The following is a 20,751-nucleotide window of genomic DNA, read 5'->3' on the forward strand; positions in this document are numbered from 1 at the left end:
AGAACGGCATGACAAGCAGCGAAGGGGTGACTGCATCAGTGCATCGGGGCGGGCAGCGCAGCGCCGCCGCAATCCTGCGCTCGCAGATGCGCAACGTCGCGCCGTTCCTGACGCTGATCATCCTGAGCGCGTTCTTTGCGATCGCAAGTCCCTCCTTCGCGACCCTCGACAATCTCGGCAATATCCTGACGCAAGTCTCCGTCACCGGCATCATCGCCGTCGGTCTGACCTTTGTGATCCTCTGCGCCGAGATCGATCTCTCGATCGCGGCGATCGCCAACGTCACCGGCATTGCGGTTGCCTACTTCACGCTGCAGGAATCCTATGTGAACATCGCCAATGTCCCGCTGCCGGGCTGGGCGGCGATCCTGCTGTCATTGGCACTCTGTGCACTGCTCGGCCTCGTCAATGCGCTGGGGCTGACCGTAATCGGCATCCCCTCCTTCATCATGACACTCGCGATGATGCAGATCGCGGCCGGCATCTCGGCGCTGCTGGTGCGCGGCCAGATCGCCTACAAGGTGCCTGACCTGGTCGTGACACTCGGCTCGGGCTCGATCGGCGGCATTCCATGGATCGTAATCGTCGCGGCGGTGATGCTGCTCGGCGGCCATCTGGTGCTCACCTACACGCGCTTCGGCCGCTACGTCTACATGGTCGGCGGCAATCGCGAGGCGGCCGAATACTCCGGGCTCAACGTCAAGCTGATCCTCGGCAGCGTCATGGTGATCTCCGCGGTCTGCTCCGGCATCGCCGGCATGCTCGGCGTGGCGCATTTCGGCAGCGCGCAGCAGAATGAATTCGACACCTACCTGCTCGATTCGATCGCCGCCGTCGTGGTCGGCGGCACCAGCCTGTTCGGCGGCCGCGGCGGCATCGGCAACACCATTGTGGGACTGTTCGTGCTCGGCGTCCTCAACAACGGCCTCGACCACGTCAATATCGACAGTTTCCTGAAGATCCTGATCCGCGGCCTGATCCTGCTCGCCGCATTGGTGATCAATGTCTATGCGCAGCGGCTGCGAGCGCGGGCGGCGGAATAGTCAGCTCGAACCCGTTTCCTTGAAAGGCGACAGATAGGGCGGCAGCGGCAAGCGCTCCGCCCTCGAGAAAATCTCGAAACGTTCGAGCCAGCGCGTTGCCGCCGAGCCCAGATGCTCGCGCAACAGTTTGGCGGCCTTGCGAACATTGTCGCGGCGGAGCTGCTCGATGATCGCAAGATGCTCCTCCAAGGCATCGTGCATGGTCCCCTGCGGAACGCTCAAGGTGGAATCCAGCAGATAGAGGGTTGGCACGAACAGAATATGCGTCCGCTGCAGCGCCTTGACGATCTCGCGATTGGGGCAATGGTCCAGCAGGCGGATATGCAGGTCGGTTTCAAGTTGGCCAACCGGCCCGATTTCGACCGGACCATTCGATATCGCGCGCCGCAGGTCTGCATGCATGCGTTCGAGTTCCGCGGCAGGCGCCAGCGGCGCGGCGCGCACGAGCGCTTCCGGCTCGAGGATCGCGCGGATCTCGAACAGTTCACGAATCTTGTCCGCTGAGACGTGAGGCGCGATCCAGTGGCCGAGCCCGTCCTTGCCGACCATCCCCACGCTGTGCATGCGGGCCAGCACATCGCGGGCGACGGTGCGGCTGACGTTGAAGAATTCGGCCAATGCAGCCTCGGTGATCCTCACCGATCCGAACAGCACGCGGATGCACAGTTCCTGCTCGACCTTCTTGTAGACCCGTTCCCATTGCGGCAGCGGAGCGATCCTCAATTCGCCGAGCGAGGCGATCTGTCCGACATGCTCGGCCTTCGGCCGGCCGGCGACCTGATAACCCCGCCCCTCCAACGGACGGACGATCTTCGCCTCGCACAGCGCCCGCAGCGCGTGCCGGGCCGGTGAACGGCTGATGCCGAAGGCCTTGGCGACCTGCACTTCGAGCAGTTTCTCGCCTGGCCTGATCCGCCCCTGCTCGATCATGTCCTTGAGCAACAGAAATGCGTCCCGCTGCATCGACGTCTTCTCGAATGCTTCGGCAGCAGCGGCGGCTTGCGGTGACGCTTTCATGTTCCCAACGTCTGGTTGCATAACTCGCCGGACCTCAGCCGGCGAACAGTCCCTCGCGAATATATACCTTCATCGCAGGAACGCGCCTATCTGCCGGTTCAGCTCGGAGGCGGCGGCTGAATCCGTTGCGCTGGCAACCTGGTGGCCGGCATCCGACATCACCTCCACCAGTCTGCAATCGGCAATATGCTGTGCTGCCCAGCGTCCGGCTTCCACCGGATTATAGAGATCCAGCGGCGGAATCGCGATCAGCGTCCGCGCCCGGATCGATCGCAGCGCGGCGACCGTATCTCCCTGAAAGCCGGGCGTCCCGCCGACATCATGATTGTCATAGGCCCACGACTGATAGATCCAATCCAGCGGATCGAACCCCTGCTCCAGCCATAACCGTGTCCGATCCGAGAGCCAGCGTCTGATCTCGTCCGGACCTTTGAACTGCCGGTCGATATGGTGCGGCGTCCGCGCGCACAGAAGCTGCATGATCGCGCTCCAGCTCTCCCAGCGGCTCGCGAGCTGGTCCGGATATGCATTCGGGTCCGCCGCATGGCTTTGCAGGGCAAGCCGCGCGGCATGATTGACGGCACCCGACCAGGCGGTCGTCTTCGCCATTGGCGTCATCGCTACGACACGCCGCACGATGTCGGGATAGGAGACGGCCCATTGCAGCGCCTGCATGCCGCCCATCGAGGCGCCGATCACGAGATCGACGGTCTCGATGCCGAGATGCTGCATCAACAGCCTCTGGCTGTTCACCATGTCGCGGATGGTGAACCGGGGAAAGTCCAGCCGCGGCTGCCGGCGCGACAGTGACGGCGAACTGCTCAGGCCGTTGCCGATCGCATCGATCGCAAAGACCTTGATACGGCCGGGATCGAGCGCCCGGCCCGGCCCGATCAGGAAATCCAGCCGGTGATGGCTGCTTCCGATGGCGCAGAGCGCAACCACCACCGGAAGCGAGCGATCATCGATGTCGCCATGCACGGCATAGGAAAGCTCGAAGTCCTCGATCGCTTCCCCGCTCTCCAGCACAAGACGCGGCAGGTTGAGCCGGCCGTGCGGTGCATCGATCCAGCCGGGCTGCATGGGTGGGTGCATGGTTCTTTCAGTGCCGGACTTATGCCGGGACCTTCACTCCCTTATAGAGGATCTTCACCGAACGTTCGTGCTGCTTCCTGTGAAACTCGACCGCGACCGGATCCAGGTCGCGGGTCGGAATCGGCTCATGCTCGAAGGTCCTGTAGGTGTCGACGCCACGCACCAGCGAGGCGCTGTCCTCCCCTTCGAGCTGGCGCACCGATGTCGGCATGTAGCGGATCGCAAAGCCGATGCGGCGGCGCTTCGAAGGATTGGGCGCCGAGCCATGGATCAGGCGCACATGGTGCAACGACATTTCGCCGGGCTCGAGTTCGAGCATGACCGCCGATTTCGGATCGACATCGACAGCGACTTCCTGTCCGCGCGTCAGCATGTTGTTCTTGGAGAACGTATCGCGATGCGGGATCTGATCCTGCAGATGCGTGCCGGGCACGACTTCCAGCGCGCCGTTCGCCTTATTGCTCTCCGACAGCGCGACCCACGCGGTGACGACATCCGGGCTCGACAGGCCCCAATAGGTGGAGTCCTGATGCCATGACACGAAGGACGGGTCTTCCGCTTCCTTGATGAAGAAGCTGCTGGCCCAGCACAGGATGTTCTCGCCGTAGAGATCCTCGATCGCATCAACGATGCGCTCTTCGCGGATCAAGTCGTTCAGCCAGGTGAACAGGAGATGGCTCCGTCCGCGCAGCGACCCGCTGAGCGGACCGCCGGTGCTTCGCTCGAACGCTTCCAGCTTCTCGCGGATCGACGCCGCTCGCTCGGTCGAGATCGCGCGGATAGGAGCGACATATCCATCCTTCCAAAAGCCCTCGACTTGCTCGGGCGACAACACCTTCGGCATTTGCTTCTCCCTTATCGTTCTTGCCCTTCTTATGATGTACATTGCATTCAATGTACATTAATGGCAGGATACTGCGTCAAGTTCGGACCGGTCAACCCTCCAGGCGGTCCGGCCGGACGAAGCAATGAGGCCGCGCGAAGAAAGCGGCCCGCACAAGCTAGGGAGAGTTCCAATGCCATTCAGCCATACCGTCCGGCGGGTGTTTTTGGCGGCCGTCACTATTCTTGCCGCAACCTGCACGGCTTCGGCGCAGACGAAGTACGACGTCGGCGCCACCGATACCGAGATCAAGATCGGCAACATCATGCCCTATAGCGGGCCGCTGTCCGCCTACGGCGTCATCGGCGAGACCGAGGCCGCGTACTTCAGGATGATCAACGAGCAGGGCGGCATCAACGGCCGCAAGATCAATTTCATCTCATATGACGACGCCTACAGCCCGCCGAAAACAGTTGAGCAGGCGCGCAAGCTGGTCGAGAGCGACGAGGTGCTCCTGATCTTCCACGCATTGGGAACGCCGACCAACAGCGCCATTCACAAATACATGAATACGAAGAAGGTCCCGCACCTCTTCGTCTCCAGTGGCGCCACCAAGTGGAACGACCCGAAGCACTTTCCGTGGACCACGGGCTGGCAGCCGAACTATCAGAGCGAAGCCCGCATCTTCGCGAAGTACGTGCTCAAGGAGAAGCCCGACGCCAGGATCGGCGTTTTCTATCAGAACGATGATTCCGGCGTCGATTTCATGAAGGGCTTCAGGGACGGGCTGGGCGACAAGGCCCGCTCCATGATCGTGGCCGAGGAGAGCTACGAGACCTCGGAGCCGACGATCGACTCGCACATCGTGAAAATGAAGTCGGCCAATGTCGACGTCATCGTCAACTTCGCCACTCCCAAGTTCGCAGCGCAGGCGATCAAGAAGATTGCCGAAATCGGCTGGAAGCCCATGCATGTCATGACCAGCGTCTCGATCTCGGTGGCGAGCGTGATGAAGCCGGCGGGCGTCGAGAACGGCCAGGGCATCGTATCGGCCACCTATCTGAAGGATGCGACCGATGCCCAATGGAAGGACGATCCCGGCATCCAGCGTTTCGACACGTTCCTGGCGAAATACTATCCAAGAGGAAATCGCGCCGACGTGCTGGTGCTGACGGGCTATTCAGCGGCCCAATCGCTGGTCCATGTCCTGAAGGCCTGCGGCGACAACCTGACCCGCGAAAACGTCATGAAGCAGGCCGCGTCGATGAAGGACGTCGAGCTTGACGGGCTGCTGCCGGGCATCAAGATGAACACGAGCGCCAATGATTTTGGCCCGATCCAGGACCTGCAGCTCATCCGCTTCAAGGGCGAAAGCTGGGAGCGCTTCGGCGACGTCATATCCGGACGCCGCGCCGCGAGCGAGATGAACTAGCACTTCACCTCGCTCCGCTAGAGGGGCGAGGTGACCCCCGGCTTGCTTTCTGATTCTAGAACGGCGTTCCCATCAGCTTCGACAATCTTTCGATGCTGAGATAGCCGGCGCTATAGGCCCACATCGCGACGCCAAAAATGACCGCCGAGATCAGTGTGGTCCAGATGAGCTTGCGACCCATCCGCGCCATGATCGGCGCGCCCGGATCGGTGCCTTCAGCGCCGCCGCCCTCCTCGTGCTGGCTGCGCACGCCGAATGGCAGTGTCAGAAACAGCACGATCCACCACAGGACAAAGTAAATCGCGAATGCAGTTGAAATGCTATAGGCCATCAGAGCATGATCCGGAAAAGTGGAAACCGGTTTTCCGAAAGGATCATGCTCAAATAGAGAGACGAGGTCATGATCCGATTCCGTCTAATCGGATCATGCTCTACGCCTGCTCGATCTCGACCAGCGCGCCAGAAAAATCCTTCGGGTGGAAGAACAACACCGGCTTGCCGTGGGCTCCGATCTTGGGCTGGCCGTCGCCGAGCACGCGCGCGCCCTCCCCGACCAGCCGGTCGCGCGCGGCGATGATGTCGGGCACGTCATAGCAGACATGATGGATGCCGCCATCGGCGTTGCGCTCGACGAATTTTGCGATCGGCGAAGCGTCGCCGAGCGGCTCGATGAACTCGATCTTGGTGTTCGGCAAGGTTACGAACACGGTGATGACGCCGTGCTCCGGCAACGGCACGGCATCCGAAATCTCGGCGCCGAACGCGGTGCCATAGATCTTGGCCGCCTTCTTCGCGTCCTTGACCGCTATCGCGACGTGGTTGAGCCGGCCCATCATGTTGTCTCTCCCTCGCAGTTGCGCCTGTTCTTATCGCGCCCGTACCGCATCAGACCGTCAGCACGTGAACGAGGCAGATCGGCTTCTTGCCCCAATGCTCGTTCACGGTTGCCCGCACCGCGCGCCGCACCGATTCCGCAACCGCATCCGGGTCGCGTCGGCGTGCCCGCGGCAGGCTTTCCACCGTCGATACCACCACATCGAACACGATCTCGTCGAGCACCTCGCCCGCGGTATTTTTCTCGGGCACACCGACCAGATCGACCTCCGGATCCTCCGCCAATTCCCCCTGCTCCGTCATGGCCATCGCAACAAAGGCGCAGCCGGCAAACCCCATCCGCCGCCGCTCGACCACGGCGCGGGACTTGGCGTCCTCCAGAATGATGCCGTCCTTGTAGAGGCGCCCCGAGGGCAGCTCGGCGATGATCCCGGGCTCGCCGGGGCCGAGCTTGACCAGATCGCCGTTGCGGCACTCGATGACCTTTGGCACGCCGGCGGCACGCGCAAGCTTGGCGTGCTCGTGCAGATGCAGCGCCTCGCCATGCACGGGGATGACGATCTGTGGCCGCACCCAGGACAGCATCTCGCGCATCTCGTCGCGGCGCGGATGGCCGGAGACGTGGACCAGACAGTCACGGTCGGTGATGATCTCGATACCCTGCTCGACCAAATCGTTGATGATCGAGCCGACCGCTTTCTCGTTGCCGGGAATGGTGCGCGAGGAGAAGATCACGCAATCGCCCTTGTTGAGCGTGATCTCCGGATGATCGTCCTTGGCGATCCGTGCCAGCGCTGCGCGCGGCTCGCCCTGGCTGCCGGTGCAGATCGCCAGCACCTTGTCTGGCGGGAAATGGCCATAGAGATCGGGCCCGCGGAAATTCTGCACGCCATCGAGATAGCCGGTCTCGCGCGCGACCTGGACCACGCGGTCCATGGCGCGGCCGACCACCACGACCTCACGGTCCGCCACCCGCGCCGCATCGGCGACCGCCTTGATGCGCGCGACGTTGGAGGCGAAGGTCGTCACTGCGACGCGGCCCTTCGCGCCCTTCACCAGCTCGGCGATGGTCTTCGACACCTCCGCTTCCGAGGGCGAACGCCCGTCACGCACGGCGTTGGTGGAATCGCCGATCAGCGCGAGCACGCCGGCGTCGCCAAGCTCGCGCAAGCGCTTCTCATCGGTGGGCGCACCAACGGTGGGGGTCGGATCGAGCTTCCAGTCGCCGGTGTGCAAGACCGTACCGACCTCGGTGTGGATGGCGAGCGCATGCGACTCGGGAATCGAATGCGCGACCGGGATGAATTCGACATTGAACGGGCCGATATCGACGCGCCCGCCGGAGGGCACCACGGTGATCGGAATGTTCGGCGGATTGCGCTCGGCGGCGCATTTGGCTTCGAACAGCGCCGCGCTGAACTGGGTCGCGTAGATCTTGCATCGCAGCTTCGGCCAGAGATCGATGATGGCGCCGAAATGGTCCTCATGGGCGTGCGTCAGCACGAGGCCCATCAGGTTCTGTTGTTCCTTCTCCAGGAACGAGATGTCGGGCATGATCAGGTCGATGCCGGGCAGATGCTCCTCGTCGCCGAAGGAGACGCCGAGATCGACTGCGAGCCAGGACCGCTGGTGGCGGTTGCCGAGCCCATAGATCGACAGGTTCATGCCGATCTCACCGACGCCGCCGAGCGGCGCGAAGGTCAGTTCATCCGGCCGCGCCATCAGGCCGATCCTACTGAGGCCGCCGTGCCGAAATAGACCTCGCCTGCGGTTACGGGGACGTGCTTGCCGTCGGGCAGCCGGATAATCATGCAACCTGTCTCATCGATGGTGTCGAACGTGCCTTCGAGAATAGCGTCCCCTGTCCGGATCGCCACCTTCTCCCCCAGCCGGGCGGCACGCTGAAGCCAAAGCCTCCGGATCTCCGAAAAGCCGCGGCCGTTGTCCCAGATGCCGCGGAATTCCACCCAGGCCTCCGAAAGCGCGGTAAACAGCTCCTCGGCGCTGATATGGACGCCGAGGGCGGCCAGTGAGGTCGCGGGCGTCGGCGTGCCTTCCGGTGCCCCCACGACATTAGTGCCGATACCGACGACGACGGCAAGGCCGCCATCGGCAATGTTCTCCGCCTCGAGCAGGATGCCGGCAAGCTTCCTGTCCCCTGCCAGCACGTCGTTCGGCCACTTCAGCGAGAACTTCAGCGGGTCTATTCCGCCCAAACGGAGCGCCGCCTCGACGCTGATTTTTTGCAGCGCGGCCTCGAGCGACAGCCCGGCGGCAAAGCCGAGCGTCGCCGCAACCGCGGGCGCGACGTCCATCACCTCGAGGATGCTGCTGGCGAGATTGCCGCGCGGCGCGATCCAGGCCCGCTGCCGCCGGCCGCGCCCTGCCGTCTGCTCCGGCGTCACGAACCAGATCGGCCCCCGCTCGCCTTCGCGGGCGCGGGCCATCGCCTCCGCATTGGTCGAACCGATCTGGTCAAAGGCGGCGAGCCGGTAGCCGGCGGAGGTGGCGCGCGGACCGAGCGTGAACGGCATCTAGAAGAGCGACTTCGCCGCCGCCGTGGCGACGCTGACCAGCGGTGCCGGATAGGCGAAGAAGAAGATGTTGAAGAGGCCTGCGACCGCCAGCACGCCCCGCAACTCGATTCTGACAGGATCGAGCTTGCCGACCGGCTCGTCGAAATACATCGTCTTGATGATGGCGAGATAATAGTAGGCGCCCACCACGCTGGTGAGCACGCCGATTACGGCGAGCGTGAACAAATTGGCCTTGATCGCCGCGACGAAGACGTACCACTTGGCGAAGAATCCCGCGAGCGGCGGAATGCCGGCGAGCGAGAACAGCAGCATCGCGAAGAAGAAGGCGAGCAGCGGATTGGTGCGCGACAGCCCGGCAAAATCGCTGATCTGTTCGACCGCCTGCCCGTTGCGCTTCATCGCCAGGATGATCGCGAATGAGCCGAGCGTCATCGCGACATAGATCGCGATGTACATCAGCACGCCCTGCGCGCCTTCCACCGTGCCGGCGGCGAGGCCGACCAGCGCAAAGCCCATGTGGCCGATCGAGGAATAGGCCATCAGGCGCTTGATGTTCTTCTGTCCGATCGCGGCGAACGAGCCGAGCGCCATCGAGGCGATGGAGACGAACACCAGGATCTGCTGCCACTGCGGCACGATGCCGGGGAACGCGGTCAGCGTCGCACGCGTGAACACGGCCAGCGCCGCGACCTTCGGTGCGGAAGCAAAGAACGCCGTGACCGGGGTCGGCGCGCCCTCATAGACATCAGGCGTCCACATGTGGAACGGCACCGCCGAGACCTTGAAGCAGAGGCCTGCGAGCAGGAACACCAAACCGAACACGATGCCGGGGCTGCCGGTGTTGGCCGCCGCCGCGATACCGGCGAAGCTCACCGTACCCGTGAAACCGTAAATCAGCGAGGCGCCATAGAGCAGCATGCCCGAGGACAGCGCGCCCAGCACGAAATATTTCAGGCCGGCTTCAGTCGACTTGGCGTTGTCGCGATGGCTGGCGGCGACGACGTAGAGCGCAAGGCTCATCAGCTCGAGTCCGAGATAGAGCATGATCAGGTCGCCGGCCGAGATCAGCACCATCATGCCGAGCGTGGAGAGCAGCACCAGGATCGAATATTCGAAGATGCGGCGCGATGGGTCGGACAGGAATTCCGTCGACAGGATCAGGGTTGCCGCCGAGCCGATCAGGGCGAGGATCTTCAGGAAGCGGGCAAAGTCGTCGACAATGAAGCTGCCGCCGAAGGTGACGAGCTTGCCGGATGGCAGCATCAGTACGAGCGCGCCGGTGAGGATCAGGAGCAAAGTCGCAAGCGTGGTCACGAGCCTGGTGGTCCCCTGCCCACGATAGGCCCCGATCATCAACAGCACCATCGAGCCGACCGCGAGCACGAGCTCGGGCAGCACCGGCTGCAACTGATAACCTGCACTCGAAAAGCTCATGGGTAAGGCCTTATTGAACCGCCAGAGCGGCTGCCTTCACGGCAGTCACGGCAGTGTTGTAATTGTTGACGAGCTGCTGCACCGATGCCTCCGACATGTCCAGCACCGGCTTCGGATAGACGCCGAACAGAATGGTCAGCGCCACCAGCGGAAACAGGATCAGGCATTCGCGCGCCGTGAGGTCCTTGATGCTCATCAAGGACGGCTTGACCAGCGCGCCGAACACCACCTTGCGATAGAGCCACAACGCGTAAGCCGCCGACAGGATCACGCCCGTGGTGGCGAGCACGGTGGTCGGCAACGACACCTTGAAGGTGCCGAGCAGCGTCATGAACTCGCCGACGAAGCCACTGGTCCCGGGCAGGCCGACATTGGCCATGGTGAAGACCATGAACACCAGCGCATAGAGCGGCATCCGGTTCACCAGGCCGCCATAAGCGGCGATCTCGCGGGTATGCATGCGGTCGTAGACGATGCCGACACAGAGGAACAGCGCGCCCGAGACGATGCCGTGGGAGATCATCTGGAACACGCCGCCGGCAACGCCCTGCATGGTGCCGGCGAAAATGCCCATGGTGACGAAGCCCATATGGGCGACAGACGAGTAGGCGATCAGCTTCTTGATGTCCTCCTGCATCAGCGCCACCAGCGAGGTGTAGATGATGGCGATGACCGAGAGCGTGAAGATCAGCGGTGCGAAGTCGTGCGACGCCAGCGGGAACATCGGCAGCGAGAAGCGCAGGAAGCCGTAGCCGCCCATCTTGAGGAGGATCGCCGCCAGGATCACCGAGCCCGCCGTCGGCGCCTCGACGTGCGCATCGGGCAGCCAGGTGTGCACCGGCCACATCGGCATCTTCACCGCAAAGGAAGCGAAGAAGGCGAGCCAGGCCCACTTCTGCAGGCTGTGCGGCACGGCAGTGTGCAACAGGGTCGGAATGTCTGTTGTGCCTGCGTTCCAGTACAGCGCCATGATGGCGAGAAGCATCAGCACCGAGCCGAGCAGCGTGTAGAGGAAGAACTTGAAGGAGGCATAGACCCGGCGCGGGCCGCCCCAGACGCCGATGATCAGGAACATCGGGATCAGGCCGCCTTCGAAGAACAGGTAGAACAGCACGAGGTCGAGCGCCGAGAAGGTGCCGACCATCAGCGTTTCCAGGATCAGGAACGCCATCATGTATTCGCTCACGCGCTGCGTGACCGATTTCCAGCTCGCGATAATGCAGAACGGCATGACCGCGGTGGTCAGGATCACCAGCGGCAGCGAGATGCCGTCGACGCCCATGTGATAGCTGATGCCGGTGGCGAGCCAGTTCGTCTTCTCGACGAACTGGAAGTCGGGGTTCGCCGGGTCGAACCGCGCGACCAGGATCAGCGACACCAGGAAGGTGATCAGCGTCGTCCAGAACGAGATCCAGCGGGCGTTGCGGTTCGCCGCCTCGTCCCCGCCCCGTGCGAGCAGATAGACCAGCAGCGCGCCGAGCGCCGGCAGGAAGGTAACAACGGAAAGGATGGGCCAGGTCGTCATCACTGGCCTCCCAGGCCGAACATGAACCAGGTGATCAGGCCGGCGACGCCGATCAGCATCGCAAAGGCGTAGTGGTAGAGATAGCCGGTCTGGATCTTCACGGCATTGCGGGCGACGTCGAGCACGCGTGCCGACACGCCATCCGGCCCGAAGCCGTCGATGATGAGACCGTCACCCTTCTTCCAGAAGGTGTAACCGATCCACTTCGCGGGCCGCACGAAGATCAGATCGTACAGCTCGTCGAAATACCACTTGTTGAGCAGGAACTGGTAGAGCATCGGCTGCTGCTTGGCGAGCTCGACCGGCAGATAGGGCCGGCTGATGTAGAAGAGATACGAGATCAGGAAGCCCAACACCATCATGACCGTCGGCAGGAAAGCGACGCTGGCGGGGATGTGGTGCATCTCCTCGATGATGTGCGGGTTCATCTTCACGGATTCCCGGAAGAACTCCTCGATGCCGTGGCCCGCGAACAATTCCTTGAACGGGAAGCCGGCGAGGAAGGAGCCGACCGCGAGCACGCCGATCGGAATCAGCATCCAGATCGGGCTCTCATGCGCGGCCTCGTAGTGCTCCTCGTCATGCGGCGTGCCGTGGAAGGTCTTGAAGATCAGGCGCCAGGAATAGAACGAGGTCAGGAGGGCAGCGATCACCGTCAGCAGGAAGCCGTAGAATGCGAACGGATTATGCGAGGCATAGGCCGACTCGATGATCGCGTCCTTGGAGAAGTAACCGGCGGTCAGCGGGAAGCCGGTCAGCGCAAGCGTGCCGACCACCATCACTGCGTAGGTATAGGGAATCTTGCGCCACAGCCCGCCCATGTTGCGAATGTCCTGCTCGTGATGCATCGCGTAGATCACCGAGCCCGACCCCAGGAACAGCAACGCCTTGAAGAACGCGTGCGTGAACAGATGGAACATGCCGACTGAATAGGCCCCCGCTCCCATCGCCACGAACATGTAGCCAAGCTGGGAACAGGTCGAATAAGCGACGATGCGCTTGATGTCGTTCTGCACCAGGCCGATGGTCGCGGCGAAGAACGCGGTGGTCGCGCCGATGAACATCACCACGGCCTGCGCGTTCGGCGCCAGCTCGAACAGCGGCGACAATCGCGCCACCATGAAGACGCCGGCGGTCACCATGGTCGCGGCATGGATCAGCGCCGAGACCGGGGTCGGGCCTTCCATCGCGTCCGGCAACCAGGTGTGCAGCAGGAACTGGGCGGATTTGCCCATCGCGCCCATGAACAGCAGGAGGCAGGTCAGCGTCAGCGCATCGACATGCCAGCCGAAGAAATTGATGGTCTTGCCGGTCAGGCCTGCTGCCCCGCCGAAGATGGTGTCGAAATCGGTCGAGCCGACCAGCGCAAAGATCGCAAAGATGCCGAGCGCGAAACCGAAATCGCCGACGCGGTTGACGACGAAGGCCTTGATCGCAGCGGCGTTGGCCGACGGTTTCTGGTACCAGAAGCCGATCAACAGGTAGCTCGCCAGGCCCACCCCTTCCCAGCCGAAGAAGAGCTGCACCAGGTTGTCCGACGTCACCAGCATCAGCATCGCGAAGGTGAACAGCGACAAATAGGCGAAGAAGCGCGGCCGGTTCGGATCCTCGTCCATGTAGCCGATGGAATAGAGGTGCACGAGCGAAGAGACGGTGTTGACGACGACCAGCATGACCGCGGTCAGCGTGTCGATCCGGAGCGCCCAGGAGACCTGCAGGTCGCCGGAGGTGATCCAGGGCAAAAGCGTGACGCGGGCGTCATGGTGCAGGAAGCCGACATCGACCAGCGCGAACCAGGACAGCGCCGCCGAGACGAACAACAGTCCCGTCGTGATCAGTTCGGCCGCGCGCGAGCCCACCGCGGGCGGCTCGGTCACGTGGTGGTCATCATGGCCGTGGGCGTCGTGACCGTCAGGCTCGTGATGAGAGGCATGGATCACACCGGCATCTTCGTTGATGGGCGTGGTGCCGTGCCCATGACCGTCATCGTGATGCTCGACGGTGTCGCCGCTCGGATTGCGTCCATGCGCGCCGACGATCGCAATCAGGCCGGCAAGAATGGCGCCGAGCAGCGGCAGAAAGACGATTGCCTGGTACATCGGCGCGTTAGCCCTTCATCAGATTGACGTCTTCAACCGCGATCGAACCGCGGTTGCGGAAATAGACCACCAGGACGGCAAGCCCGATCGCCGCCTCCGCCGCGGCGACGGTGAGCACCAGGAGTGCGAACACCTGGCCGACGATGTCGCCGAGGAAGGTGGAGAACGCCACCAGGTTGATGTTGACCGAGAGCAGGATCAGTTCGATCGACATCAGGATGACGATGATGTTCTTGCGGTTTAAGAAGATGCCGAGGATCCCGAGCGTGAACAGGATCGCGGCGACCGCGAGATAGTGTCCGAGCCCGATCGTCATTGCACCCACTCCGCCGCATCCGCGTCCTGCAGCCCCTGCCCCGACGGCACCTTGCGCAGCGCCATCGCCATGTCGGGCGTGCGTGCATTCTGCACCGTGATGTCCTGCCGCTTGATGTAGGCCTTGTGCCGCAGCGTCAGCACGATGGCGCCGATCATCGCGACCAGGAGCACGAGGCCCGCGAGCTGGAAGTAGTGGATGTATTTCGTATAGAGCACGAGCCCGAGCGCCTCGGTGTTGGAGACATTGGTCGGGATCGCCGCGGTGATCGTCTTGGTGACGGCTGGATTGATCACCCAGGCGCCGACAACCAGCAGAAGCTCGAACAAGAAGATGCCGCCGATCACGATGCCGACCGGCAGGTATTCGATGAAGCCCTCGCGCAGCTCGCTGAAATCGACGTCGAGCATCATGATCACGAACAGGAACAGCACCGCGACCGCGCCGACATAGACCACGATCAGGATCATCGCCAGGAACTCGGCGCCCATCAGCACGAACAGGCCCGAGGCGTTGACGAAGGCCAGGATCAGATACAGCACGGAATGAACGGGGTTGCGCGACACAACCACCATCACCGCCGAAGCCACGCAGACCGCGGCGAACAGATAGAAGAACAACGCGGGAAGGATCATTGCTGCCCTCCCGTCATTCCGGGGCGCGCAACGCGCGAACCCGGAATCTCGCTCCACAAGTTCCAGATTCCGGGTTCGCGGACGTCGTCCGCGCCCCGGAATGACGTGGGAATGTTCTGAACGATCATGCCCTCACCTCAGCGGTACGGCGCATCGAGCGCGATCGCTTTTGCGATCTCGCGCTCCCAGCGGTCGCCATTGGCGAGCAGCTTGGCCTTGTCATAGTACAGTTCCTCGCGCGTCTCGGTCGCGAATTCGAAATTCGGTCCTTCGACGATGGCATCGACCGGACAGGCCTCCTGGCACAGGCCGCAATAGATGCACTTCACCATGTCGATGTCGTAGCGCACGGTGCGGCGGGTGCCGTCGTTGCGGCGCGGGCCGGCCTCGATCGTGATCGCCTGCGCCGGGCAGATCGCCTCGCACAGCTTGCAGGCGATGCAGCGTTCCTCGCCGTTCGGGTAGCGGCGCAGCGCATGCTCGCCGCGGAAGCGCGGTGAGATCGGGTTCTTCTCGAACGGATAGTTGATGGTCGGCTTCGGCTTGAAGAAATAGCGCATGGCGAGGAAGAACGCCGAGACGAATTCCGAAAGCAGAAGCGAGCGGGCTGTTGCGTTGATATTCATGACGGCCTCACTTCGGCGCGATGCCGGCGAACTGCAGCACCGCGGCCACAACCACCACCATCACCAGCGACAGCGGCAGGAACACCTTCCAGCCAAGCCGCATCAGTTGATCGTAGCGGTAGCGCGGCACGATCGCCTTCGCCATCGCGAACAGGAAGAACATGAAGAAGAGTTTCAGCGCGAACCAGATCACGCCGGGGATCCAGGTGAACGGCGGCAGCGCCACCGGCGGCAGCCAGCCGCCGAGGAACAGGATCGTCGCCATCGCGCACATCGTGGTGATCGCGACATATTCGCCGAGCATGAACAGCAGGTACGGCGTCGAGCCGTATTCGACCATGAACCCCGCGACCAGTTCGGATTCCGCCTCCACGAGGTCGAACGGCGGGCGGTTGGTCTCCGCCAGCGCCGAGACGTAGAACACCACGAACATCGGCAGTAGCGGCCACACATACCAGTTCAGGATGGTGAGCTGCGGCAGGCCGATCAGGTGGGCCAGCCCGCGGGTGTTCTGCGCTTCGACCACCGCGGAGAGATTGAGCGACCCGGCGCAGAGCAGCACGGTGATGATGACAAAGCCGATCGAGACTTCATAGGACACCATCTGCGCCGCCGAGCGGAGCGCGGCAAGGAACGGGTATTTCGAGTTCGACGACCAGCCGGCCATGATGATGCCGTAGATCGACAGCGAGGAGATCGCGAAGATGTAGAGGATGCCGACATTGATGTCGGAGATCACCCAGCCGAGATCCATCGGGATCACCGCCCAGGCGGCGAGCGCGAGCACGCAGGACACCAGCGGCGCCAGCAGGAACACGCCCTTGTTGGCGCTCGCCGGGATCGTCGGCTCCTTGAGCACGAACTTCAGGAGGTCGGCGAAGGATTGCAGCAATCCCCACGGTCCGACCACGTTGGGGCCGCGGCGGATCTGCACCGCCGCCCAGATCTTGCGGTCGGCGAGCAGGATGTAGGCGATCGCGATCAGGAGCACGACGAGCAGCAGCACGCTCTGCGCCACCATGATGATCAGCGGCCAGAGGAAGCCTGTCCAGAACGAGCTTGTGAAGAAATCAGTCATCAGTTCACGCTCACTCCGCTGCCGTCAGCATCCGCCCGGACGCCAGGCGCGAACATTCCGCCATCACGGCGGACGCCCGTGCGATCGGGTTGGTCAGGTAGAAGTCCTCGACCGGGCTCTTGAATGCCGCCTTGTCGGCGCTTCCGCCCCTCGACGCAAGCGTCTTGATATCGTCGGCCTTGCCGGGCTCGATCTGGTCGATCCGCATCAGGTGCGGTGCGGTCTTGAACAGCGCCTGACGCAAGGCAGCCAGCGAATCGTACGGCAGCTTCTTGCCCAGCACGTCCGAGAGCGCACGGATGATCGCCCAGTCCTCGCGCGCTTCTCCGGGCGGGAACGCAGCGCGGGCCGCCATCTGGGCCCTGCCCTCGGTATTGACGTAGATGCCGGACTTCTCGGTGTAGGCGGCGCCCGGCAGGATCACGTCGGCGCGGTGCGCGCCGCGATCGCCATGGGTGCCGATATAGACCACGACGGTCCCCTCCGGCACCTTGATCTCGTCGGCGCCGAGCAGGAACAGCACGTCGAGCGCGCCGGAGGTCGTCATCTGTGCCGCAGTCAGGCTGCCGGCGCTGGCCGAAAAGCCGACATCGAGCGCACCGACGCGCGAGGCGGTGTCGTGCAGCACGCCGAACCCGTTCCAGCCGTCCTTCAGCGCGCCGAAATCGACCGCAAGCTTCGCCGCCTGCGCCAGCACCGCCGCGCCGTCCTGACGCGCAAACGCGCCGGCGCCCACCAGCACGATCGGGTGCTTGGCATTCTTCAGCACGTCGGCGAAGGAATGCTTGCCGGCTGCGAGCGCCGCAAGCGTCTCCGGCCCGGCGCCAAGATAGTCGTAGTGATAGGTCAGATCCGCCTTCGGGCCGATCACACCGATCTTGAGCTGGCCGGTGCGCCAGCGCTTGCGGATGCGGGCGTTGATGATCGCGGCTTCCTTGCGCGGGGTCGAGCCGATGATCAGCAGCGCATCGGCCTGCTCGATGCCCACGATCGTCGGGTTGAAGATGTAGCTGCCGCGACCCGCCGTCGGGTCGAAGGCGTCGCCGCCCTGTACCGCGAGATTGGATGAGCCGTACTTCGCCAGCAGTTCCTTCAGCGCGAACATCTCTTCGACCGCCGCAAGGTCGCCGGCGATGGCGCCGATCCGCTTGCCGTCGATGCGGCCGGCCTTGGCGGCGATCGCGGCGAAGGCTTCCTGCCATGACGCAGCGCGGAGTTGGCCGTTCTCGCGGATATAAGGCCGGTCGAGCCGCTGCACCCGCAGGCCATCGACCACGTGGCGGGTCTTGTCGGAGATCCACTCCTCGTTCACGGCCTCATTGATGCGCGGCAGGATCCGCATCACTTCGCGGCCGCGGGTGTCGACCCGGATCGCGGAGCCGACGCCGTCCATGACGTCGATCGACTGCGTCTTGTTGAGCTCCCACGGCCGCGCCACGAAGGCGTAGGGCTTCGAGGTCAACGCGCCCACCGGGCAGATATCGACCAGATTGCCCTGCAGCTCCGAACTCAGCGCCTGCTCCAGATAGGTCGTGATCTCCATGTCCTCGCCGCGGCCGGTCGCGCCCATCTCCGGCGTGCCGCAGACCTCCGCGGAGAAGCGGACGCAGCGCGTGCACTGGATGCAGCGGTTCATCGAGGTCTTGACCAGCGCGCCGAGATACTTGTCCTCGACCGCGCGCTTGTTCTCGGCGAAGCGGCTGGTGTCGACGCCATAGCCCATCGCCTGGTCCTGCAGGTCGCATTCGCCGCCCTGGTCGCAGATCGGGCAGTCCAGCGGATGGTTGATCAGCAGGAACTCCATCACGCCTTCGCGCGCCTTCTTCACCATCGGCGAGCGGGTGGAGATTTCCGGCGGCTCGCCCTTGGGGCCTGGACGGCAGTCGCGCACGCCCCAGGCGCAGCTTGCGACCGGCTTTGGGCCGCCCTTCACCTCGACGAGGCACATCCGGCAATTGCCGGCGATCGACAGCCGCTCGTGGTAGCAGAAGCGCGGGATTTCGGCGCCGGCGGCCTCGCAGGCCTGCAGCAGCGTGTATTCCGGCGGCACATCGATCTCTTTGCCGTCGATGATCAGTTTGGTCATTTCTTCTACTCCGCCGCCACCATGTGCACGGGGTCGCGTACCCCGACATCATCGATATCGGCCTTGTGCGAATATTGGTCGATGCGCGCTTCGATCTCGTGACGGAAGTGCGCAATCAGGCCCTGGATCGGCCAGGCCGCGGCGTCGCCGAGCGCGCAGATGGTGTGACCCTCGACCTGCTTGGTGACCTCCAGCAGCATGTCGATTTCGCGCTTGTGCGCGCGGCCTTCGGCCATCCGGGTCAACACCCGCCACATCCAGCCGGTTCCCTCGCGGCAGGGCGTGCACTGGCCGCAGCTCTCGTGCTTGTAGAAATAGGAGATGCGCGCGATCGCCCGGATCAGGTCGGTCGACTTGTCCATCACGATCACGGCCGCGGTGCCGAGGCCCGAGCGCAATTTGCTCAAGGAATCGAAATCCATCGGCGTGTCGATGATCTGCTCGGCCGGGACCATGCGCACCGAGGATCCGCCGGGGATCACCGCCTTCAGATTGTCCCAGCCGCCGCGGATGCCGCCGCAATGCTTTTCGATCAGCTCGCGGAACGGGATCCCCATCGCCTCTTCGACGTTGCAGGGCCGCTCGACATGGCCGGAGATGCAGAACAGTTTTGTGCCGACATTGTTGGGCCGGCCGATCGCGGCGAACCAGGCCGCACCGCGACGCAGGATGTCGGGCGCAACCGCGATCGACTCCACATTGTTGACGGTGGTCGGGCAGCCGAACAGGCCGACATTGGCCGGGAATGGCGGCTTCAGCCGCGGCTGGCCCTTCTTGCCCTCGAGGCTTTCCAACAGCGCCGTCTCTTCGCCGCAGATATAGGCGCCGGCGCCATGGGCGACGTAGAGATCGAACGGCCAGCCGTTGACGTTGTCCTTGCCGATCAGCCTGGCCTCATAGGCCTGATCGATCGCCGCCTGCAGGTGCTCGCGCTCGCGGATGAATTCGCCGCGGACATAGATGTAGCAGGCGTGCGCGTTCATCGCGAAGCTGGCGAGCAGGCAGCCCTCGATCAGGAGATGCGGATCATGCCGCATGATCTCGCGATCCTTGCAGGTGCCGGGTTCGGACTCGTCGGCATTCACGACCAGGTAGCTCGGCCGGCCGTCGGTCGATTCCTTCGGCATGAACGACCATTTCAGGCCGGTCGGGAAACCGGCCCCGCCACGGCCGCGCAGGCCCGACGCCTTCATCTCGCTGATGATCCAGTCGCGGCCCTTGTCGATGATCGCCTTGGTGCCATCCCATGCGCCGCGGCGGCGCGCGCCCTCCAGGCCCCAATCATGGAGGCCATAGAGGTTCTTGAAGATGCGGTCCTTGTCGTCGAGCATGCCTAGAACTTTCCAAACATCAACGATTGGCCTGGGCGTAAGCGAGCCCCGCAGCGCATCCGCCGAAGGTCAGCGCCCACAACAGGCTGGATTCAAGCGAGGCGTTCAGCCCGTAGCGCTGCAGCAGGAAAATGAACACGGCGGCGACCGCCGCGTGGAGAGCGATGTAACGCCAGTGCTTCATCGCGACCTCCCTTCCCGCCCGCTGCCATGCGAGACCAGGCCTCATGTGGTTTCCTTCAGCGTGGTGGGCCCGCCCACCGGCGCGGAGAACTGACGGTCGACCTGCGGGCCCGGCTTCGGCGGATTGCCCGAGGCGAAGCCGTCCAGGAGCTTGCCGAAGCTCTCCTTGGTCAGGTCCTCATAAGTGTCCTTCCAGATCAGGACCATCGGCGCATTCACGCAGGCGCCCAGGCACTCGACCTCTTCCCAGGAGAAATTGCCGTCCTTCGACAGTTCGAAGGGCTCGTGATTGATGCGATTCTGGCAGACCTCGATCAGGTCGCCGGCGCCGCGCAGGCGGCAGGGCGTCGTGCCGCAGACCTGGATGTGCGCCTTCTTGCCGACCGGCTGGAGCTGGAACATCGTGTAGAAGGTCGCAACCTCCAGAACGCGGATGTAGGGCATTTCGAGCATGTCCGCGACAGTGCGGATCGCGGCTTCCGAAACCCAGCCCTCGTTCTGCTCCTGCGCCCGCCACAGGATCGCGATGACCGCGGAGGCCTGACGTCCCGCCGGATACTTCGCGATCTGCTGCTTGGCGAAAGCGAGGTTCTCCTCCGTGAACGCGAAGCTTTCGGGCTGCAATTCCTTCGGGGCAAGTCGGCGGACGGACATCTC

20 protein-coding genes are annotated in these 20,751 nt (G+C 63.6%); 2 read left to right on the top strand and 18 right to left on the bottom strand.

The window, feature by feature from the left end; genetic code table 11:
* Nucleotides 1-8: 8 nt before the first annotated feature.
* A complete protein-coding gene (locus I6F35_RS08675; RefSeq protein WP_225117242.1) occupies nucleotides 9-1,043 on the top strand; it encodes an ABC transporter permease in 1,035 nt (344 codons plus the stop codon).
* On the opposite strand, the gene I6F35_RS08680 is transcribed toward I6F35_RS08675, so the two are convergent.
* The 3 genes from I6F35_RS08680 to I6F35_RS08690 all read right to left on the bottom strand — a co-directional run bounded on the left by I6F35_RS08680 (nucleotide 1,044) and on the right by I6F35_RS08690 (nucleotide 3,999).
* Nucleotides 1,044-2,060 carry a GntR family transcriptional regulator gene (locus I6F35_RS08680; protein ID WP_225117243.1) on the bottom strand — a complete coding sequence of 339 codons (1,017 nt, stop codon included), beginning with the start codon at nucleotides 2,058-2,060 and terminating at the stop codon, nucleotides 1,044-1,046. It lies immediately after the preceding gene.
* Nucleotides 2,061-2,129: 69 nt separating this feature from the next.
* Nucleotides 2,130-3,155 carry an alpha/beta fold hydrolase gene (locus I6F35_RS08685; RefSeq protein WP_225117244.1) on the bottom strand — a complete coding sequence of 342 codons (1,026 nt, stop codon included), beginning with the start codon at nucleotides 3,153-3,155 and terminating at the stop codon, nucleotides 2,130-2,132.
* A 19-nt stretch (nucleotides 3,156-3,174) separates the two neighbouring features.
* Entirely contained in the window at nucleotides 3,175-3,999 is an 825-nt protein-coding gene (locus I6F35_RS08690) for a phytanoyl-CoA dioxygenase family protein (protein ID WP_225117245.1), read from the bottom strand.
* Between the two features lie 172 nt (nucleotides 4,000-4,171).
* Between I6F35_RS08690 and I6F35_RS08695 the strand changes: the two genes are divergently transcribed.
* Complete coding sequence (locus I6F35_RS08695; protein ID WP_225117246.1) at nucleotides 4,172-5,410, top strand: ABC transporter substrate-binding protein; 1,239 nt, start codon at nucleotides 4,172-4,174, stop codon at nucleotides 5,408-5,410.
* A gap of 55 nt (nucleotides 5,411-5,465) precedes the next feature.
* Here the strand turns inward: I6F35_RS08695 and I6F35_RS08700 are convergent, their stop codons facing one another.
* The 15 genes from I6F35_RS08700 to nuoE form a co-directional block, all read right to left on the bottom strand.
* A complete protein-coding gene (locus I6F35_RS08700; protein WP_225117247.1) occupies nucleotides 5,466-5,741 on the bottom strand; it encodes a DUF1467 family protein in 276 nt (91 codons plus the stop codon).
* A 100-nt stretch (nucleotides 5,742-5,841) separates the two neighbouring features.
* On the bottom strand, nucleotides 5,842-6,246 hold the full coding sequence (mce, locus tag I6F35_RS08705) for a methylmalonyl-CoA epimerase (RefSeq protein WP_225117248.1): 405 nt from the start codon (nucleotides 6,244-6,246) through the stop codon (nucleotides 5,842-5,844).
* Between the two features lie 49 nt (nucleotides 6,247-6,295).
* The gene (locus I6F35_RS08710) at nucleotides 6,296-7,966 is read right to left on the bottom strand and encodes a ribonuclease J (RefSeq protein WP_225117249.1); all 1,671 of its coding nucleotides are present in this window, start codon (nucleotides 7,964-7,966) and stop codon (nucleotides 6,296-6,298) included.
* Nucleotides 7,966-8,778 (bottom strand): biotin--[acetyl-CoA-carboxylase] ligase, encoded by an 813-nt coding sequence (locus I6F35_RS08715; RefSeq protein ID WP_225117250.1) that lies wholly within the window; start codon nucleotides 8,776-8,778, stop codon nucleotides 7,966-7,968. Before I6F35_RS08715 ends, I6F35_RS08710 begins: the two co-directional genes overlap by 1 nt.
* Nucleotides 8,779-10,215 (bottom strand): NADH-quinone oxidoreductase subunit NuoN, encoded by a 1,437-nt coding sequence (gene nuoN / locus I6F35_RS08720; protein WP_225117251.1) that lies wholly within the window; start codon nucleotides 10,213-10,215, stop codon nucleotides 8,779-8,781.
* Between the two features lie 10 nt (nucleotides 10,216-10,225).
* The gene (locus I6F35_RS08725) at nucleotides 10,226-11,740 is read right to left on the bottom strand and encodes an NADH-quinone oxidoreductase subunit M (protein ID WP_225117252.1); all 1,515 of its coding nucleotides are present in this window, start codon (nucleotides 11,738-11,740) and stop codon (nucleotides 10,226-10,228) included.
* Nucleotides 11,740-13,839 carry an NADH-quinone oxidoreductase subunit L gene (gene nuoL, locus I6F35_RS08730; RefSeq protein ID WP_225117253.1) on the bottom strand — a complete coding sequence of 700 codons (2,100 nt, stop codon included), beginning with the start codon at nucleotides 13,837-13,839 and terminating at the stop codon, nucleotides 11,740-11,742. The genes I6F35_RS08725 and nuoL overlap by 1 nt, the downstream gene beginning before the upstream one ends.
* 7 nt (nucleotides 13,840-13,846) lie before the next feature.
* Complete coding sequence (nuoK, locus tag I6F35_RS08735; protein WP_016841823.1) at nucleotides 13,847-14,155, bottom strand: NADH-quinone oxidoreductase subunit NuoK; 309 nt, start codon at nucleotides 14,153-14,155, stop codon at nucleotides 13,847-13,849.
* Nucleotides 14,152-14,790 (bottom strand): NADH-quinone oxidoreductase subunit J, encoded by a 639-nt coding sequence (locus tag I6F35_RS08740; RefSeq protein ID WP_225117254.1) that lies wholly within the window; start codon nucleotides 14,788-14,790, stop codon nucleotides 14,152-14,154. The genes nuoK and I6F35_RS08740 overlap by 4 nt, the downstream gene beginning before the upstream one ends.
* Nucleotides 14,791-14,927: 137 nt before the next feature.
* Nucleotides 14,928-15,416, bottom strand: a complete 489-nt coding sequence (gene nuoI, locus I6F35_RS08745; RefSeq protein WP_225117255.1) for an NADH-quinone oxidoreductase subunit NuoI — start codon at nucleotides 15,414-15,416, stop codon at nucleotides 14,928-14,930.
* Nucleotides 15,417-15,423: 7 nt separating this feature from the next.
* Complete coding sequence (gene nuoH, locus I6F35_RS08750) at nucleotides 15,424-16,494, bottom strand: NADH-quinone oxidoreductase subunit NuoH (protein ID WP_225117256.1); 1,071 nt, start codon at nucleotides 16,492-16,494, stop codon at nucleotides 15,424-15,426.
* A 10-nt stretch (nucleotides 16,495-16,504) separates the two neighbouring features.
* Nucleotides 16,505-18,580, bottom strand: coding sequence for an NADH-quinone oxidoreductase subunit NuoG (nuoG, locus tag I6F35_RS08755; RefSeq protein WP_225117257.1), 2,076 nt, complete (start codon nucleotides 18,578-18,580; stop codon nucleotides 16,505-16,507).
* Between the two features lie 5 nt (nucleotides 18,581-18,585).
* Complete coding sequence (nuoF, locus tag I6F35_RS08760) at nucleotides 18,586-19,911, bottom strand: NADH-quinone oxidoreductase subunit NuoF (RefSeq protein WP_225117258.1); 1,326 nt, start codon at nucleotides 19,909-19,911, stop codon at nucleotides 18,586-18,588.
* A gap of 19 nt (nucleotides 19,912-19,930) precedes the next feature.
* A complete protein-coding gene (locus I6F35_RS08765; protein WP_225117259.1) occupies nucleotides 19,931-20,140 on the bottom strand; it encodes a hypothetical protein in 210 nt (69 codons plus the stop codon).
* Entirely contained in the window at nucleotides 20,137-20,748 is a 612-nt protein-coding gene (gene nuoE / locus I6F35_RS08770) for an NADH-quinone oxidoreductase subunit NuoE (protein ID WP_225117260.1), read from the bottom strand. The genes I6F35_RS08765 and nuoE overlap by 4 nt, the downstream gene beginning before the upstream one ends.
* Nucleotides 20,749-20,751 lie beyond the last annotated feature (3 nt).

The organism is Bradyrhizobium sp. BRP22, from assembly GCF_020194175.1.
Classification (GTDB): Bacteria; Pseudomonadota; Alphaproteobacteria; order Rhizobiales; family Xanthobacteraceae; genus Bradyrhizobium.